Genomic DNA, 16900 nt, shown 5'->3' with positions numbered 1-16900 from the left:
CATGGCCGTCATTCTCGCGAAAGCGGGAATCCATTGCTCTGATGCAAAGAGCAATGGTGGATTCCCGCTTTCGCGAGAATGACGGCCATGGGGGATTACGTGATGCGCAGTCCGCTTTCCGCATCGAAGAAGTGCAAACGATCCGCATTGAAACCAAGCTGCATAGACGTGCATGGCGCAGGCATGTGCTGCGGCGGTACGCGCGAAACAAGAGTGTTATCCCAAAAGCGAAGATTGAGAAATACCTCGTTGCCAACCGGCTCGATCACTTCCACTTTCGCTTCCATCACTGCCGCATGCGAAGCGGCTGGCTGCAGATCTTCCGGCCGCATACCAAGCACGATCTCGCGATCGCGCCAGGTTTCCAGCATGGGTGTCTGCAACGGCAGTGTTCCCAATGGCAACGGCCCATGCGGCATGGCCAAGTACCAGCCGTTTTCCCAACGCAGCCGTCCGCACAACAAATTCATGGCCGGAGAACCGAGAAAACCTGCCACGAACAAATTGGCCGGTTTGTCGTACAGGTTCATCGGCGTATCGATCTGCTGAATCTTGCCGCCGTCGAGTACCACGATGCGTTCACCCAGCGTCATCGCTTCCACTTGGTCGTGCGTGACGTAGATGGTGGTGGTGCCGAGTCGCCGGTGCAGCCGTGCGATTTCCACGCGCATCGTCAGCCGCAGCTTGGCATCGAGATTGGACAGCGGCTCGTCGAGCAGAAACACCTTCGGCTCGCGCACCAGTGCCCGGCCCAAGGCTACGCGCTGGCGCTGGCCGCCGGAGAGCGAGGCGGGCCGCGCATCCAGGCGATGTTCCAGTTCGAGCAGGCGTGCAGCTTCGTGCACGCGGCGTTCGATGTCATCCTTGCTCTTGCCGCGCAAATGCAGGCCGAAGCCAAGATTTTCCGCGACCGTCATGTGCGGATAGAGCGCGTAGTTCTGGAACACCATCGCGATGTCGCGATCCTTGGGCGCAACGTCGTTGACCACGCGCCCGTCGATGCGCAGCGTGCCGGCGGAAATCGACTCCAGGCCGGCGATCATCCTGAGCAACGTGGTCTTGCCGCAGCCGGATGGGCCGACCAGCACCAGCAACTCGCCGTCCGCGATATCGAAGCTCGCATCCTCGATGCCGACGTGACCGTTGGGATAAAGCTTGCGCACCCGCTCAAGACTGACCGTCGCCATCGAAATGCAGTGTCCTTTGTAGCGATGGGTTATTCTGACTGCGTAATCGGTTACATCAAGCCGCACTGCGGCATGGAGAGTTTCGCATCATGACCCTTAGCTATCGCTTCCCGGCTGGCTTCGTGTGGGGCGCGGCCACCTCGGCTTACCAGATCGAAGGTTCACCCCTGGCCGATGGCGCGGGACCGAGCATCTGGCAGCGCTTCGCGCACACGCCGGGCATGATGGCTAACGACGATCACGGCGATATCGCCTGCGATCACTATCGCCGCTACAAGGACGATGTGCAGCTGATGCGCGCGTTGGGTCTGCAAGGCTATCGCTTCAGCATCGCGTGGGCGCGTGTGCTGCCGGACGGCACCGGCCGCGTCAACCCGAAAGGTTTGGATTTCTATTCGCGCTTGGTTGATGAGCTGCTTGAGAACGGCATCGAACCCAACGCCACGCTGTTTCATTGGGACTTGCCGGCCACGCTCGATGACCGCGGAGGCTGGTTGAATCGCGATAGTGCGCACTGGTTCGCCGAGTATGCGGAGGTGATGTTCAAGGCGCTGGACGGCAGGGTGAAGCGCTGGTCCACCGTCAATGAGCCATGGGTGGTCACCGATGGCGGTTATCTGCGCGGCGTGCTCGCGCCGGGACATCGCAGCAAATATGAAGCGCCTATCGCGGCACATAACCTGATGCGTGCGAGCGGCGCCGCGATCCAGGCTTATCGCGCAACTGGGCGGCATGAAATCGGCGTGGTGCTCAACATCGAGCCCAAGTATCCGGCTTCGCAAAGTCCTCAAGATCTTGCCGCTACGCGTCGTGCGCACGCTTACATGAACGAGCAATTCGCCGATCCCGCCTTGCTCGGCTCTTATCCGCCGGAACTGCAGGAGATCTTCGGCGATGCCTGGCCCGACTTCCCCGCAGAGGATTTTCAGCTCACCCAACAGCCGGTGGATTTTGTCGGCATCAACTATTACACCCGTTCCGTAGTAAAGCATGATGACGAAGGCTATCCCTGCCATGCGACGCGCGTGCGCCAGGCCAACGTCACACATACCGAAACGGATTGGGAGGTCTACGAGCAGGGCTTGGTGGATACGCTAATGTGGTTCAAGCGGCGCTATGGCGATCTGCCGCTCTATATCACCGAAAACGGCGCAGCCTTCTACGATCCGCCGGTGGCGGAACGTGATGTGGTGGAAGATCCGCTGCGCGTTGCCTATTTGCGCAAGCATCTGCGCGCGCTGCATCAATGCATCGAGGCAGGCGTGAACCTCAAGGGCTATTACGCGTGGTCGCTGCTAGACAATCTGGAATGGTCGCTGGGATTTGCCAAGCGCTTCGGTTTGTATCACGTGGATTACGCGACCTTGAAGCGGACGCCGAAGGCGTCGGCGAAGTTTTATGCGAAGGTGATTGAGACGAATGGTGCCTCGCTAGCCGAATAATCCATTCTCCCTCCACTGCTTGCAGGGGAGGGTTGGGGTGGGGTGAGTACTTGCCTCAGACTTTCCCGCAAAGGTTCACCCCCTGCAAGCAGGGGGAGGGGCAGATCGCTCTTGCGGAGGGTAATCATCAAGAAGCAGCCTCAACGTGCTGCGCAGCCTTCTCCAACAGCCACCCACGCAACACCCCATCTTCCGCCGCCATCGACTCCGCCGAAGCAGAACGCTGCAGCATCGCCGCCAAAGCAGACGGCACTTCCACCGGCTTGCCGATCAACGGTTCCACCACGCTCTCGAACTTGGCCGGATGCGCAGTCGCCACCACTGCCCACGACGCATCGTCACCGGCGGCGCGTAACTGATTTAGCAGATGCATCGCCGTGGCGGTGTGCGGACAGAACACTTCACCGTGTTCGCGCGCATGCATGGCGATGGTGGCGGAGATGGTTTGATCATCCACGCTGTGCGCCTGCAGCTGCTCGCGTAAAACGTCGACTTGTGGAAACGTCCAGCGAAGACGCTCGAAATTGCTGGGCGCGCCGACATCCATGGCATTGGCTAGCGTCGCTACGGCCTCACGTGGCGCGTAATCCTGACCTGCAAAGAAATCGGGCAGTGTGGTGTTGGCATTGCAGGCGAGGCGGATTTGCCCAAGCGGCAAGCCCATCGCGCGTACCCACACCGCAGCCAACGCGTTACCAAGGTTGCCGGTGGGCACGATCACGTTCAGCGGTTCGTGGTGCTTGTGCCACCACGTCAGCGCAGCGTGTGCGTAGTAGCTCATCTGCGGCAGCAGGCGGCCGAGGCTGATGCTATTGGCAGAGGACAATGGCGATTTTGCCTGCAGGGCGGCATCGTTCAACGCGGCTTTCACCATGCGCTGGCAATCGTCGAAACGGCCCTGCACGCGCAGCGCCTGCACGTTGTCGCCGAAGCAGCCGAGCTGGTGTGCTTGTCGCGGCGAGACGCGTCCGTCGGGATAGAGAATTACCACTTCGATGCCAGGCTGGCGATGGAATGCGGCGCCGACCGCCGCACCCGTATCGCCAGAAGTCGCTACCAAGATCGTCAGCGGTGTTGCATGGTCGCCGCGCACACGACGCAAGCTGGCAGCGAGAAAGCGCGCGCCGACATCTTTGAACGCCGCGGTGGGGCCATGGAACAGCTCCAGCACTGAAGTGTGCGGATGCTGCGGCAGCGGACGCAAAGGCGTGGGGAAGGTCAGCGCCGCGGCGCAGATGGCGGGTAGCTCGCTGGCCAGCGCATCGCCGGCAAAAAAAGGCGTGAGCAAGCTGGCTGCCGTTTCGGCGAGACTGCCGCCGATTTTGAAATCTTCGATGCTGAGCGTGGGTAGATGATCCGGCACGTACAAGCCGCCATCCGGAGCAAGTCCTGCGGCGATTGCTTCACTCAAGGTGGCGACGGGGCTGGCGCCGCGCGTGCTGAGATAACGCAATGCTGCGCTCATGCGCGCTCACCAGCGTCGACGGAAGGAACAAGCGTCGCGGCGGGCCCATCGACAGGGGAGACGAAGGTATCGCTATCGAGGCCAGCCTCGGCGAACGCGCCGCGCATGGCCTCGGCGGCGGCTTCGGCTTCTGCGCGATGTTCGAACCAGCCGAACACGCTGGGACCTCCGCCGGAGATGCTGGCGCCCATGGCCTTGTGGTCCATCGCCGCCTGTTTCACACGCGCAAAATTCGGCACCAGCGGCGCGCGGCGTGGCTCGACCAGCACATCTTTCAGGCCTTCGCGTACCAGCTCCGCATCACCGCGAAAGCAGCCGGTGAGCACCAGTGCGAGGTTGGCCGACTGCGCCACGAATTCGCCAAGCACGTAATCGCCGGCCAGCGCCGCACGCGCCTTGCGCGTTTCCAGTACCACGTGCGGATGCACCAGCGCGCAGTGCCAGGTTGCCGGCACGGGCAGGCGCACCACGCGATCGCGCGTGGCAAGCACTAGACCGCCCAGCAGCATCGGGCCCACGTTGTCCCCATGGCGTCCGCCGCTGGCGACCGCCTCGCCTTCCACCGCGAAGCCATACAGCGATTCGCGCGGCAGCGACCGTTCCAGGAGGGCGTTCGCCGCCACCAGCGCGGCTACGCACGAAGCGGCCGAACCGCCCATGCCCGAACCGAGGGCGATGCCCTTGTGTAGCGAGATCTCGAAACCATGTTGCAGACCCAGCGCCTTGCGCAGCGCCATCAATGCAGCGCCCGCGGTGTTCTGCGCAGCGTCGGTAGGAAGCACTTCCACGCAGCCTTCGATGCTGGCGATGCGCACGGTGGGCGCATCGATGCGGCGCACGTCGGCGCGATCGCCCGCGCCCGCGATGCAATGTCCCAGTATGTCGAAACCCACGCCCACGTTGCCGACGCTGGCGAAGGCGGTAGCGGAGGCGGCTTGCAGGCGTTGCACGGACATGGCGGATTTCACGGCAAGAGGGGCGTTCATGCGCGCACCTCCAGCGATTCGGCAATGCGCAGCAAGTCGGCGAAAATCCCGGCGGCCGTCACTTCCGGACCGGCCCCGGGGCCCTGCACTAGCAACGGATTGTCGTTGTAACGCTGAGTGCGGAATTTCACGATGTTATCCGTAAGTCGCGTGTGCGCGAACGGGTGCGAGGCCGGCAGCACCTGCAGGCCCACCTGGGCGCGCCCTTTGTGATCGAGGCTGGCGACGTGGCGCAGCACGCCATGTTCGGCCTGCGCCTCGGCCAGGCGCGCGGCCATGGGTGCGTCGAGTTCGTCCAGGCGCGCCATGAATTCTTCCAGCGGCAGTTCCGCCAGCTCGGCCGGCACCAGGCTTTCCACCGCCACATCGTGCAAGGACATCGGCCAGCCCGCTTCGCGCGCCAGGATCACCAGCTTGCGTGCCACGTCGATACCGGAGAGATCGTCGCGCGGATCGGGTTCCGTATAGCCCAATGCGTGCGCTTCGCGCACCAGCGCGGAGAAGGGGCGTTTACCGTCGTAATGGCAGCACAGCCACGCAAGCGTGCCGGAGAACATGCCTTCCACCGACAGCAGATGATCGCCGGTATCGAGCAGATCGCGCAGCGTCTGCACCACCGGCAGGCCGGCGCATACGGTAGCTTCGTAGCGGAACCGGCCGCCGTGCTGGCTCGCCGCGCGGATCGCCTGCCAGCGCGAGAGCGGACCGCTGCTCGCAAGCTTGTTCGGCGTCACCACGTGCACACCGGAAGCAAGCCAGTAGGGATACTGCGAGGCCACCGCGTCGTTCGCGCTGCAGTCGATCAACATGGCGTGGCGCTGGCCTTCGCCACGCACATGGGCGGCGAATTGGTCGAGGTCGGTGGGGCGCCACGTCTGCGCGTCGTGTTGCGCGTTGAGTTCCGGATCGTCGCAATCCAGCCACATGCGTCGGCTTGCGGCCACGGCACATAGCTTCAATTCCAGGCCTGCTTCACGTAGCAGGCGTTCCTGCGCCGCGCGCAGTTGGGCCAATAAAACGCTGCCGACACGGCCTGGGCCGATCAGGCCGACGGCCAGCGTTCGTCGGCGCGAAACGGCGGCCTGTAACGGAGGAAGACGGTGGGGATGTTCGGCGATGAGTGATGCGCAGCTTTCCATGACGACCTCCGGTGGAGGTCCCTTACTCGCTGGCGGTTCGGTGTGTGCCGGCCCGCCTCGTCGAGGGCGGGACCGTTTGCGTGTGAAGACTATTCGCGCACAGACACCACCCCAGACCTAGTCGTTCCGGTTCCGGTAGTGGTGGTAATAATCGTGGCGATGATCGTTGTCGCCGCAACACCCATACGACCGGTAGTGATCGGTGCGGATGAGATGCGTGCTGGCGTATAGGCAGGCGACATGGGTTCGACAATAGTTGTGCGCTGCAGCGGCTGTCAACAGTTGCCTAATGAAACTATTGCATGAGGTCAAGAGGCAAAAGTTACAGAAGAAACTGTTGCTTGCCTCAGCGTTTGTATTCCCTCTCCCCTGCTGTGAGAGGGAACACAAGCTGCGGCGCTTACTTCGAAAGATCGATCGCGTACACCGCCGTTCCATCGCCGTTATCGCGCACCTGTCGGAGAGTGTGCAGCCCATCCGTTTCCGCCACCGCCTGCTTGTCGCCGGCGGAGGTGAACACCACCGTGCCCCGCGTTTTCAGTCGCGCGAAATGCCACGAAGCACGCGGCAGATCGTCGGCGCTGAGCGTGGGATGCGCCTGCAGCCACTGCGCAAGAATCTCGCGCGTGCCATCTGGCGAAGCCAGCACGATGTTGCTGCCATCCAATCCCGGAAAATGTCCGCCGCCGCTGGCGCGATAGTTGTTGGTCGCCACCACGAAGGTCTGCGACGGCTGCACAAGCTTGCCTTGATAGCTCAGCTTTTCGATGCGCTGTCCGGCCGGCTTGGATACGTCGATGACGTAGCGGATGCCGCCCTGCATCTGATCGAAATTGAAGCCCGGGTATTTTGTGTTGATCAGTTGCTGCTCGCCTTCTGCATTCGGATCGATGCGATTGAAGCGCTCGGCAGACTTTTCCAGCCATGCCTTGAGCTCAGCACCATCGATCTTCACTGCCGAAAGCGTGTTCGGATAGAAGTACAGATCCGCTGCGTTGCGCAGCGTGAGCGGGCCGGGCAGCACGTCGGTGTAATCGTCCGCACCGCCGAAGCCGTTGCGGAATGCGGCTGCCGCCGCAAGCACCGGCGTGTTTGCCAGTTCCGGATGTGTGGCGGCCAATTCACGGCGCACATAATCGATCTGCGCAGCATTCACCGGCGCCAGCGCGCTCATGTCGCCTTCGTCGGCGAAATAGCTGCTCATGCGCACCGCGCTCTGGCCAATTGGCGTGTTGACGTAATCGATCGCTGCTTGCTGCACCTTGCCGACCACCAGCTTGATCTGCGGATCGGCCGGCACGCAGTTCGTCGGCGATACGGTGGGCTTGCCCGCGATCAGCATGGGCGGACAGATCGGCCATACCTGGCTAAAGGTTTTGCTTTTGTCGATCGTCCAATGTCCTTGCTGACGCACCAGCGCCAGCCGGATCACGCCCAGATCCTTGCCGAAGAAACCACCCATCACCGCCGGCACGCCGCGCACAAAACCGTGCTCGTCGTCGACGTCGGGCATATGTTCGAAACGCGGGCCGGGGAAATCCGTGTGCTCATGTCCCATCAGCAGTACGTCGATGCCCGGCACGCCGGCCAGATGCCAACCGCCGTTTTCCATGTCGGAGGTGTATGGCGCGGTATTCATGCCGCCGTGCAGGATCGCGACCACCAGGTCCGGATGCTGCGCTTGGATTTCCGGCATGTACTTCTGCGCTGCTTCCACCACGCCGGATACAGTGACCTTACCTTCGAGATTCTGCTTGTCCCACTGCATGATCGGCGGTGGCGTAAAGCCGATGATGGCGATCTTCAGCGGCACGCTGAGCTTGCTGCCATCCGGCGTAAACGCGGCCATATTGCGCGTCACGATCGTCCAGGGTTGAACGATCGGCTTGCTGTCGCGCGCGCTATACACATTCGCCAGCACCAGCGGATAGTGCGGCCCGGCACAGCGCTGCGTGCCAGCGCCGTCCACATTCATTGGCGTGCCGGTCACCTGCGAGAGAAAGGGCAGGCCGTAGTTGAACTCATGATTGCCGATGGTGCCGCCGTCGTAACCCACCGCGTCCATCGCCTTGTAGATCGCAAGTTCCTCGCCGCAATCCACCTTGCGTACCTGCGCCTGGTAATCGGCTAGCACGCTGCCCTGGATGGTGTCGCCGGCATCGAACAGCAGGCTGTTGGTGAACTGCTCGCGCGCCTTGCGGATCAGCGTGACGGTGCGCTCGAAACCCAGCGTGGGGTCGGCTTTTTGCTTGTAGTAGTCGTAACTGAGGATGTTCGAATGCAGGTCGGTGGTTTCCAGCACCGCCACATCGACGCGCAGGCCGTCCGATAATGGCTGGGTGCGAGGCTGTTCGAGCGGATGCGGTTGACTGGCGCAGCCAGCCAGGAAGAGGGCAGCAAACAGGGCGGTAATACGGGAGCAGTGGGCCATGGGGCGGTCGGTAGCGGTAAATGCATGAACCTAGCAGATACGGGTGACAATTCGCGCCTGCTGCGGGCACCAGCGGGGCGGCCGAAAGGCTCTAAAATGACAACAATTTGACAACCAACAATACGCACCGTCCCGCCGGTGCGGTAATAGGGGGAAAGCCACCCATGCCGTTGATTCCGTTTCGCGCCTCGCGAAGCCGCTTGGTTGTTGTCTGCGCATGGGTGTTCTTCGCCGTCTGCGTGTGGTTCACCGCCTGGCAGGAGCCTTTGCTGGAGCAGCGCCTGTTCGTGCTCACGCTGATGCTGAGCGTATTCGGCGTGTCGCTGTTCGTGTTCGCACGCATGGCTTTCGCACTGGTGTTCAGCGGCGGTCTGTTCCTGCTGCTGCGCGCCATCACGGTGCTGAAGGAGCAGTACCTGGAGTCCCCACTGATGCCGGCGGATTTCGTGTACTACGTGCGATCGAGTCTGTTCGAAACCCTGCGGCGTTATCCGAATATCTACAGTGTCGGTCTTTGCGTCGGCATTGCCGTGCCGATCGTGCTGTGGCTGGCTTGGTATTGCGATCGGCAACTGTTCCTGCATCTGCGCAAAGTGCCGCGCGCTTTGCTGCGTGTCGGCGGCATCGCGCTGTGTGCGCTGGTGTTCTGGATATGTTTGCTTCCCGCCGGCCCCTTCGAGCAGGTGCATGCGCGCGGTGCGTGGGAAAAGATGTCCGATGATGCGGATCTCACCAATTTCTTCGTGAACCTGCGCGACTCCAGCGTGCGTGTGCCGGCGGCTTCGGATGATGCGACGGCCGCACGCGACTGGCAGGCCACCGCCACGGAACTGCCTTCGGCGATCGATCCCAGTCACTATCCCGACATCGTGCAGGTGTTGGAGGAAAGCACCTTCGATCCCGCACCGTACACGCATTGCACCGCGCCCGAATGCAACGTAGCGATGCTCAAGCCGGACGCACGCACGCGCGGCACCGGCATGCTGCGTGTACATACCTTCGGTGGCGGCACCTGGGTCAGCGAGTTCGCCGCGCTCACCGGCTTGCCGCAGGATATCTTCGGCCCTGGCGGCATGTACGCGCCTTACGTGCTCGCGCCGCACGTACGCAATTCGCTGCCGCTGCTGCTGAAAAAGCTGGGCTACCTCACCGTAGCCATCTATCCCACCCACGGCGAATTCCTCAACGGTCGCGATGCCTACAAAGCCTACGGCGTGGATCATTTCTACGGCGCAGGCGAACTTGGTCTGGACGACTGGGATGAAACCGACGCGCAGATGTTCGACGCTGCCAAGCGCGTCTACGACAAACTGAAGAAACCGGGCCAGCCGATCTTCATGATGATCCTCACCATCAACCAGCACGGTCCGCACGACGATCCGATGTCGACGTTACCGAAGCAGTTCCAGAACCTGCTGCAAGGTCTGCCGCCGGCCACGGCGCTGAACTTCGACACGTACCTGCAGCGCCTCCACGATTCGGACGTGGCGATGAAGGACCTGGAGCACAACTTCCTCGATCGCGAGCAACCGACTGTGTTGGTGCACTTCGGCGACCATCAACCTTCCTTCGACGACCTGATGCGCACGCTGCCGCGCACCTTGCCGCCGGCTCTGGTGCCGTACCAGGACTACATCACGTATTACATGGTCAAAAGCAACGTACCTGGCGCGCCGCTGCCCACCTATCCGATGCTGGATATCGCGCATTTGCCGGGCATGGTGCTGAAGGCGGCGGGCTTGCCGGAGGATTCGTATTTCTCCGCGCTGTCGTCACTGCGCGAGCGATGCGACGGGTTGTATGCGGATTGCGTGGACAAGAAGCTGGTGAAGTCGTATTACGGTTGGATCTTCAATCGGCTACGCGTATACCAGTGAGACCGGAGCCGCGTAGGTTGGGGTAAGGCATAGTCGAACCTCAACCTACGCGTTTTTACGGTTATGGCGGAAGATTCGCAGCCTCAATCTACCGGATGAGAGACGCCACCCACCCACGTCTCCCGCACCGTCAGCGAATCATCCATCACTGCAAAATCCGCCTGATACCCGGCTGTGATGCGCCCATGCGTGCGATCGAGCCCGATCCAGGCCGCCGGATAGCTGCTCGCCATGCGCGATGCTTCCGCCAACGGCAAGCCAAGCATCTGCACGGTATTGCGTACGGCACCGGCCATATCGAGACCCGAACCGGCGAGCACGCCGGCTTCGTTCTGGCAGATGCCGTCGCGCATCACGATGGTCTGGCCGTTGAGCACGTAATCGGGACGATCGGCACCGACCGGTGGCATGGCATCCGTAACCAGCACGCACTTGCCGCGCGGCTTGGCGGCGATGGCGACGCGCAGGGTGGCCGGATGCACATGATGGCCGTCCACGATCAGGCCGCACCAGCTGTGCGGATCGTCCAGCGCCGCGCCAACTACGCCCGGATCGCGGCTGGTGAGCGGCGTCATGGCGTTATAGAGATGGGTGAAGCCGCATACACCCGCGTCGAGCGCGGCGCGCGTGGTGGTGTAGTTGGCGGCGGTATGACCGGCTACAACGACGACACCTGCGCCGCTCAGACGCGCGATCACTGGCAGCGGCACCTGGTCCGGCGCCAGCGTCAGCATCACTGGACCCTTATGCGGCGCGATTAGTGCCTCAACGTCGTCATCGTCGGGCAGGCGGAACAGGTCGGCATTGTGGATGCCTTTGCGCGCGTTGGCGAGGAAGGGGCCTTCCACGTGGATGCCGAGAATGCCGGGTATGCGCTGCTCGATCGCATCATCCACGGCTTGCAGCGCGGCGCGCATTTTTTCAGCGGTATCGGTGATGAGCGTGGGCAGCATGCCGGTGGTGCCGAACTTGCGATGCGCTTCGGCAATGCCGCGCAAGGTTTCCACCGTGGGTGAATCGTTGAACAGCAAACCACCGCCACCGTTTACCTGTACGTCGATAAAGCCGGGCAGCAGCAGATTGCCGTGTAAGTCGTGTTTCTGCGCTTCAGCAACGCGCGGATCATCATGCGCGACGATCGCGACGATGCGCTTGCCGCGCACCAGCACGACCAAGCCTTCGCGCGGGCCGTGATCGCCGAGCACGCGACCATTGACGAGGGCGATAAGCGGACTCGGAGGCATTACACGGTCTCCGTGACCTTGCGAAGATGCGGCGGCACGTCTGGATCGTAACCGCGAGCGAGCGACAAGGCGCTCGCGGCGCGATAGAAACTCTGCACGGCCAGCAGCGGCGTCACGATGGGTTCAATGCCGGAAGGAAGCGGCAGCACGTCGGCATCGTTCGCGCCCGGCGCAGCGACCCATACGCGCGCACCGCGCGCACGGAATTCAGCGGCGACGGCAAGCGTGTTTTCCAGCGTGCCGTCGTCCTGCGCGAAGAACAGCACCGGAAAGCCTTCGCCCACCAGCGCCATCGGGCCGTGCTTCACTTCGGCGGCGCTGAAGGCTTCCGCGTGCAGGCCGCAGGTTTCCTTAAGCTTGAGCGCGGCTTCCAGCGCCGCGCCGAAACCGTAGCCGCGACCAACCACGAACAGGTTGTGCACGTTAATCAGTCCCTGTTCCAGCGCGCTCCAGTCACCTTCCCAGCCGCGCCGCAGATCGTCCGGCAGGCGCGCGACGGCGGCATGCAAGGCGTCGTCGTTCGACCAGTGCGCGGTCAGCTGCAGCACAGCAGCCAGCGTGGCCAGATAGCTCTTGGTCGCCGCGACGCTGCGTTCGGGACCAGCGCGCAGCGGGATCACCGTGTCGGCCAGGGCGGCCAGCGGCGAATCTTCCACGTTCACCAGCGCCAGCACATAGGCGCCGGCTTTCTTCGCCGCTTCCGCGCTGCGCAGCAGATCGGGACTCTTGCCCGATTGCGAGATCGCCACGAACAACGCGCCATCGAGCTTCAAGTTCGCATCGTAGATGGAAGAAATCGACGGCGATGCCGAGGCGGTAATCAAGCCCAGGCGCGTTTCGAACACGTACTTCGCATACGCCGCCGCGTGATCAGAACTGCCGCGCGCGCAAGTCACGATGAAGCGCGGCGGATTCGCGCGCAAACGCTCGCCGAGTGTTTTGAGTATGGATGCATTCTGCGCGAGCTGTCGTTCGACGGCGGCGGCGCTTTCCTGCGCCTCGTTGTACATCAGAGTGTCACGAGCGGATTTCATGGAGGCTCCGGGGAAAATACGACGCGCAGCGCTCTGCTTCCTCTCCCCTGCGGGGAGAGGATTGAGGTGAGGGGGAAGCCTCGCCGTATGGCAGGTAAGTGCGTCTGAGATGGATAAAAAATTTTTTGAAGATTGAGGTGAGAATCTTGCGAGCGTCTCCCCTCACCCCACCCCTTTTCCCTTGGGAAAAGGGAAAAGATGAAATGTTCTCCCCGGAGGGGAGAGGGAGTAGTGCTGTTATGTCTGCCGCGGCGGCGCCGTCGAACCGCGCACCACCAGCTCCGGCATGAAGCCCTCGTTCGGCAGTTCGGCATCCTGCTGCAAGCCGCTGATCAAATGCAGCGCCGCGTGTCGTCCAATCTCGCTGGTCGATTGCCGTGCGGTGGTCAGCGCCGGCCACGCCTGCTTGGAAAACGGGCTGTCCTCGAAGCCGGCGATGGAAAGATCCCACGGTACGTCCAGCCCGGCCGAGCGGGCCGCGGCCAGCACGCCGGCGGCAATCTCGTCGTTGCAGCCGAAGATCGCCGTGGGCGGCTCCTTCAATGCCAGCAACTTGCGCGCACCGCGGAAGCCGTCGTCGAAGGCATAGCGGCCGGGCAGAATCATTTTGCGATTGAGCGGAATGCCGTAATCCTTCAGCGCATCCGCATAGCCCTGGTAACGCTCCGGGCTGGAACGGTGATGCGGTTCGCCCCACAAAAAGCCAATGCGCGTATGGCCGAGCTGGATCAAATGCTCGGTGATCGCATACGCCGCGTCGTGATCGTCCACGTACACGCAGGGCATGCCGTCCTTCGGATCCTCGCGCGCGGCGATGATGCGCACGAAATCCACGTCGTTGGCTTTCAGCGTGGCAAGCAGGGCCGATTGTTCCGACATCGGCGGCGCCAGGATCAATCCGGCCAGGCGAGCACGTTGCACCAGCGAGACCAACTCCTCCGCCAAGCCTGGTGCGGCCGAGTCGCAGGGATAGATCTGCAGGCCGAAGCCACGCTCGCGGCAGGCCGACAACACGCCATTCTGCATGTCGATGACGTAGTGCGCGTTCGGATTGTCGTAGACCAGGCCGATCGCGTACGCGTGGGAACTGCTGCGCAGGCTGCGCGCGGAAGGGTCCGGACGATAGCCGAGCTGCTCGATCGCCCGTTCCACCTTTTCGCGGGTCTCGGGCCGTACCGCCGCCTCGTGGTTGATGACGCGCGAAACGGTCTTCAACGAAACGCCGGCGTGCTTGGCGACGTCCTTGATGGTGGGGCTGTGCAACGAGAGATCCTCCCGGGTATCGGGTGGGCATCGTAGCCCAGTGACCGGGTGTAGTGGTGGTGTAGGAGCGAACGCCTGACTTCACGAAGCCGCCTTAGCCGGCATGATTGCCCACGTTATGGCCGCGCATGCCGTAGTACAGGATGTAGAGGTAGCACGGCACGATGACAATCACGAACGCGAGCTGGAAATCGATGTGCTGCTTGAGATGCACGAACGCTTGCGGCAGCAGCGCCCCACCCACGATGCCCATGATCAGCACCGCCGAGCCCAGCTCGGTATGGCTACCCAGCCCCTTGATCGCCAGTGGGAAGATGGCCGGCCACATCATGGCGTTGGCAAAGCCCAGTGCGGCAACAAAGGCTACCGATACGTAGCCGTGCGTAATGTAGGCGCCGATAGCGAACACCACACCGAGCACCGCGGATACAGCCAGATAGCTCTGCTGCGAGATGACTCGCGGAGTCAGTACTGAGCCGAAGAGGTAGCCGGCCAGCATGGCGGCCATGGTGTAAGTGGTGAAGTGCGAGGTCACTTGCAGCGGCAGACCAAAGCCCTGGCCGTACGTGTTGATGGCATCGCCTGCCATCACTTCCACGCCCACATAGAGGAACAGGCAAAGCACGCCCAGCCACAAATGCGGGAAGCTGAAAATGCCGCCTTTGCTATGCCCGATCGAACGTTCGCTGTTGGCGCCGGAAGGTTTGATCTCCGGCAGCGAGGAAAGGAGGATCCAGATCGCCAGCACCACCAGCAATCCGGCCAGGCTCATGTACGGCCAGAACACGCGCGCGGCGAATTCATTGAGCAGGCCTTCGCGTGCCGGACCTTCGGCCATGTTGGTCACTTGGCCCAGGAAGGTATCGATGCCCGTCATCACCAGTGCGCCGAATGCTAGCGGCGCCAGTGCACCGGCCACCTTATTGCAGATGCCCATCAGCGCAATACGCTGCGCAGCGCTATCGATCGGGCCAAGAATGCTGATGTAGGGATTGGAGGCCGTCTGCAGCAATGACAAACCTGCGCCGATCAGGAACAAACCAGTCAGCGCACCTGGATAGATGCGAATGCGCACGAACTCGCCGAACAACGCCGCACCAATCGCCATGATGAAAAGGCCCAGCGCCATGCCCTTTTTCATGCCGGTGCGCTTGAGCACCGCGCCCGCGGGCAGCGCGAGTACGAAGTAGGACACGTAGAACGCGAAAGGCACCAGAAAAGCATTGATGTCGTCGAGCGTAAAAGCCACCTTCACGAACGAAATCAGCGGTCCGTTGAGCCAGGTGAAAAATCCCATGATGAAGAACAACACACCGATGATCATCATCGGTAGCAAAGTCGACGTGCGTGGCGCGTCGGCGGTGTAAGTGGTTGACGACATGTAGCGCTTTCCCCGTGGCTGAACCCGATGCCGGCGACCGACATCACCGGATGACCTTTATTGTCCTTGAGGCACAACGTTGTCAATCGACGGCTTCCGAGCGCTTCGACAACGTGCGTCATTTAGACCTGTCGGGCGCCCGGATGTGATGCGTCGCAGCAGGTATCCGAATAGGTCTTTCGGCCTAGATGATCAGGGCAAAAACTTTTACATGTCAAAGGATTAAAAAATTTCATCTGCAACCATGGCGTCAGGCATTTCGCGGTGCGGCACAAGTCCCTACAGGTCGTATGTTGCTGCCTGTTGACAGCGTTGTCATTCCTGACCAGACTCCGCCATCAGAGACGTGTCTGGAGGGTTGCCCTGAAAGTTCAGTGGGGCAGACACGATAAAAAGCGTGAGGAGGGGGCGTGGCTCAGGCTGTCGTACATGGCAAGGCGCAATCGGCACGATCGCCGGAACCGGCCTTTCTGGCCGCCGACGTAGGCGGCACACATGCGCGTATCGGGCTGGTCAGCCCGCGCCCGGATGGTCGCCGCCCGGTCACGGTGCTGGAATACCGCCGCTATGCCTGCGCCGAATGGCCCAGCCTCACCGCGGTACTGAAAGATTTCGTTGGCCAACTCAGCGCAGGCACGCGCGTGGAGCATTGCGCGGTGGCCAGCGCCGGTTACGTGCTGGGCGATGCCATCGTTAACGACAATCTGCCGTGGCCAGTGTCCATTCGCGACATCCGCGAAAGCTTGGGCATCTCCAGTCTGGCGGTGATCAACGATTTCGAAGCGGTCGCCTACGCCACCCAGTTCATGACCCAGGCCGACACCGTGGCGGTGATCGAGACCAGCGCACCGCAGGTAGCCGGCCCGGTGCTGGTGATGGGCCCGGGCACGGGCCTAGGCTCAGCCGTGCTACTGCCCGGCAAGCCGCACGCCACCGTGTTGGCGACGGAAGCGGGGCAAGTATCGCTGGCGCCCGGCAACGAATTGGAAATCGAGATTCTGCGCTGGCTGGCGCGCGATCGCGCGTATGTGTCTTATGAGCATGCGTTGTCCGGCCCTGGCTTGCTCAATCTATACAACGCCATCTGCGAAGTGCGTGGCACAACACCGAAGCTGCACATGCCAGCCGAGGTAACGCTCAGCGCCGTCGAGCGTACGGATGCCGCAGCGGTTGAAGCCTTGAACGTGTTCTGCGGACTACTCGGCAGCTTCGTCGGTGATCTCGTGCTGCTGTATGGCGCGCGCGGTGGCGTGTACCTCGCCGGCGGCATCCTGCCGCAGATCCGCGACCTACTGCTGTCGAGCACCTTCGCCGAACGCTACTTCAATAAGGGGGTAATGCGCCCTTTTTTACAGCAGGTACCTGTTCGACTGATGGAGCACGGCCAGCTCGGCGTGATCGGCGCTGCTGGTTTGTATCTGGACGGTCAGCACACGCATTGAGGCGCGTGC

The 16900-nt window shown here is 62.2% G+C and carries 12 protein-coding genes; 3 read left to right on the top strand and 9 right to left on the bottom strand.

The genetic code is table 11. From position 1 onward, the window contains the following. Positions 1-95: 95 nt before the first annotated feature. Entirely contained in the window at positions 96-1187 is a 1092-nt protein-coding gene (locus ISP18_RS16510; RefSeq protein ID WP_380014446.1) for an ABC transporter ATP-binding protein, read from the bottom strand. A gap of 89 nt (positions 1188-1276) precedes the next feature. On the opposite strand from ISP18_RS16510, the gene ISP18_RS16505 reads away from it, so the two are divergent. Further along, on the top strand, positions 1277-2629 hold the full coding sequence (locus ISP18_RS16505; protein ID WP_380014443.1) for a GH1 family beta-glucosidase: 1353 nt from the start codon (positions 1277-1279) through the stop codon (positions 2627-2629). Positions 2630-2756: 127 nt separating this feature from the next. On the opposite strand, the gene thrC is transcribed toward ISP18_RS16505, so the two are convergent. The 4 genes from thrC to ISP18_RS16485 form a co-directional block, all read right to left on the bottom strand. Then, positions 2757-4094: a threonine synthase gene (gene thrC / locus ISP18_RS16500; RefSeq protein ID WP_380014440.1), complete on the bottom strand. Its 1338-nt coding sequence runs from the start codon at positions 4092-4094 to the stop codon at positions 2757-2759. Continuing rightward, entirely contained in the window at positions 4091-5080 is a 990-nt protein-coding gene (locus ISP18_RS16495; RefSeq protein ID WP_380014437.1) for a homoserine kinase, read from the bottom strand. The genes thrC and ISP18_RS16495 overlap by 4 nt, the downstream gene beginning before the upstream one ends. After that, positions 5077-6219: a homoserine dehydrogenase family protein gene (locus ISP18_RS16490; protein ID WP_380014434.1), complete on the bottom strand. Its 1143-nt coding sequence runs from the start codon at positions 6217-6219 to the stop codon at positions 5077-5079. The genes ISP18_RS16495 and ISP18_RS16490 overlap by 4 nt, the downstream gene beginning before the upstream one ends. Before the next feature lie 400 nt (positions 6220-6619). Beyond that, positions 6620-8650: a bifunctional 2',3'-cyclic-nucleotide 2'-phosphodiesterase/3'-nucleotidase gene (locus tag ISP18_RS16485; protein ID WP_380014431.1), complete on the bottom strand. Its 2031-nt coding sequence runs from the start codon at positions 8648-8650 to the stop codon at positions 6620-6622. A 164-nt stretch (positions 8651-8814) separates the two neighbouring features. Here ISP18_RS16485 and ISP18_RS16480 point away from each other — a divergent pair, with 164 nt between their 5' ends. Beyond that, the gene (locus tag ISP18_RS16480) at positions 8815-10527 is read left to right on the top strand and encodes an LTA synthase family protein (protein WP_380014428.1); all 1713 of its coding nucleotides are present in this window, start codon (positions 8815-8817) and stop codon (positions 10525-10527) included. An 83-nt stretch (positions 10528-10610) separates the two neighbouring features. On the opposite strand, the gene nagA is transcribed toward ISP18_RS16480, so the two are convergent. From nagA to ISP18_RS16460, 4 genes are all read right to left on the bottom strand, one after another. Next, positions 10611-11771: an N-acetylglucosamine-6-phosphate deacetylase gene (nagA, locus tag ISP18_RS16475; RefSeq protein ID WP_380014425.1), complete on the bottom strand. Its 1161-nt coding sequence runs from the start codon at positions 11769-11771 to the stop codon at positions 10611-10613. After that, complete coding sequence (locus tag ISP18_RS16470; RefSeq protein WP_380014422.1) at positions 11771-12805, bottom strand: SIS domain-containing protein; 1035 nt, start codon at positions 12803-12805, stop codon at positions 11771-11773. Before ISP18_RS16470 ends, nagA begins: the two co-directional genes overlap by 1 nt. 237 nt (positions 12806-13042) lie before the next feature. Then, entirely contained in the window at positions 13043-14068 is a 1026-nt protein-coding gene (locus ISP18_RS16465; protein WP_380014419.1) for a LacI family DNA-binding transcriptional regulator, read from the bottom strand. A 94-nt stretch (positions 14069-14162) separates the two neighbouring features. Next, positions 14163-15449 (bottom strand): sugar MFS transporter, encoded by a 1287-nt coding sequence (locus ISP18_RS16460; protein WP_380014416.1) that lies wholly within the window; start codon positions 15447-15449, stop codon positions 14163-14165. A gap of 410 nt (positions 15450-15859) precedes the next feature. Here ISP18_RS16460 and glk point away from each other — a divergent pair, with 410 nt between their 5' ends. Next, on the top strand, positions 15860-16891 hold the full coding sequence (gene glk, locus ISP18_RS16455) for a glucokinase (protein WP_380014413.1): 1032 nt from the start codon (positions 15860-15862) through the stop codon (positions 16889-16891). Positions 16892-16900: the final 9 nt, after the last annotated feature.

This window comes from Dyella humi (genome assembly GCF_044904605.1).
Classification (GTDB): domain Bacteria; phylum Pseudomonadota; class Gammaproteobacteria; order Xanthomonadales; family Rhodanobacteraceae; genus Dyella_B; species Dyella_B humi.
This window is presented reverse-complemented; position numbering and strand designations above follow the sequence as displayed.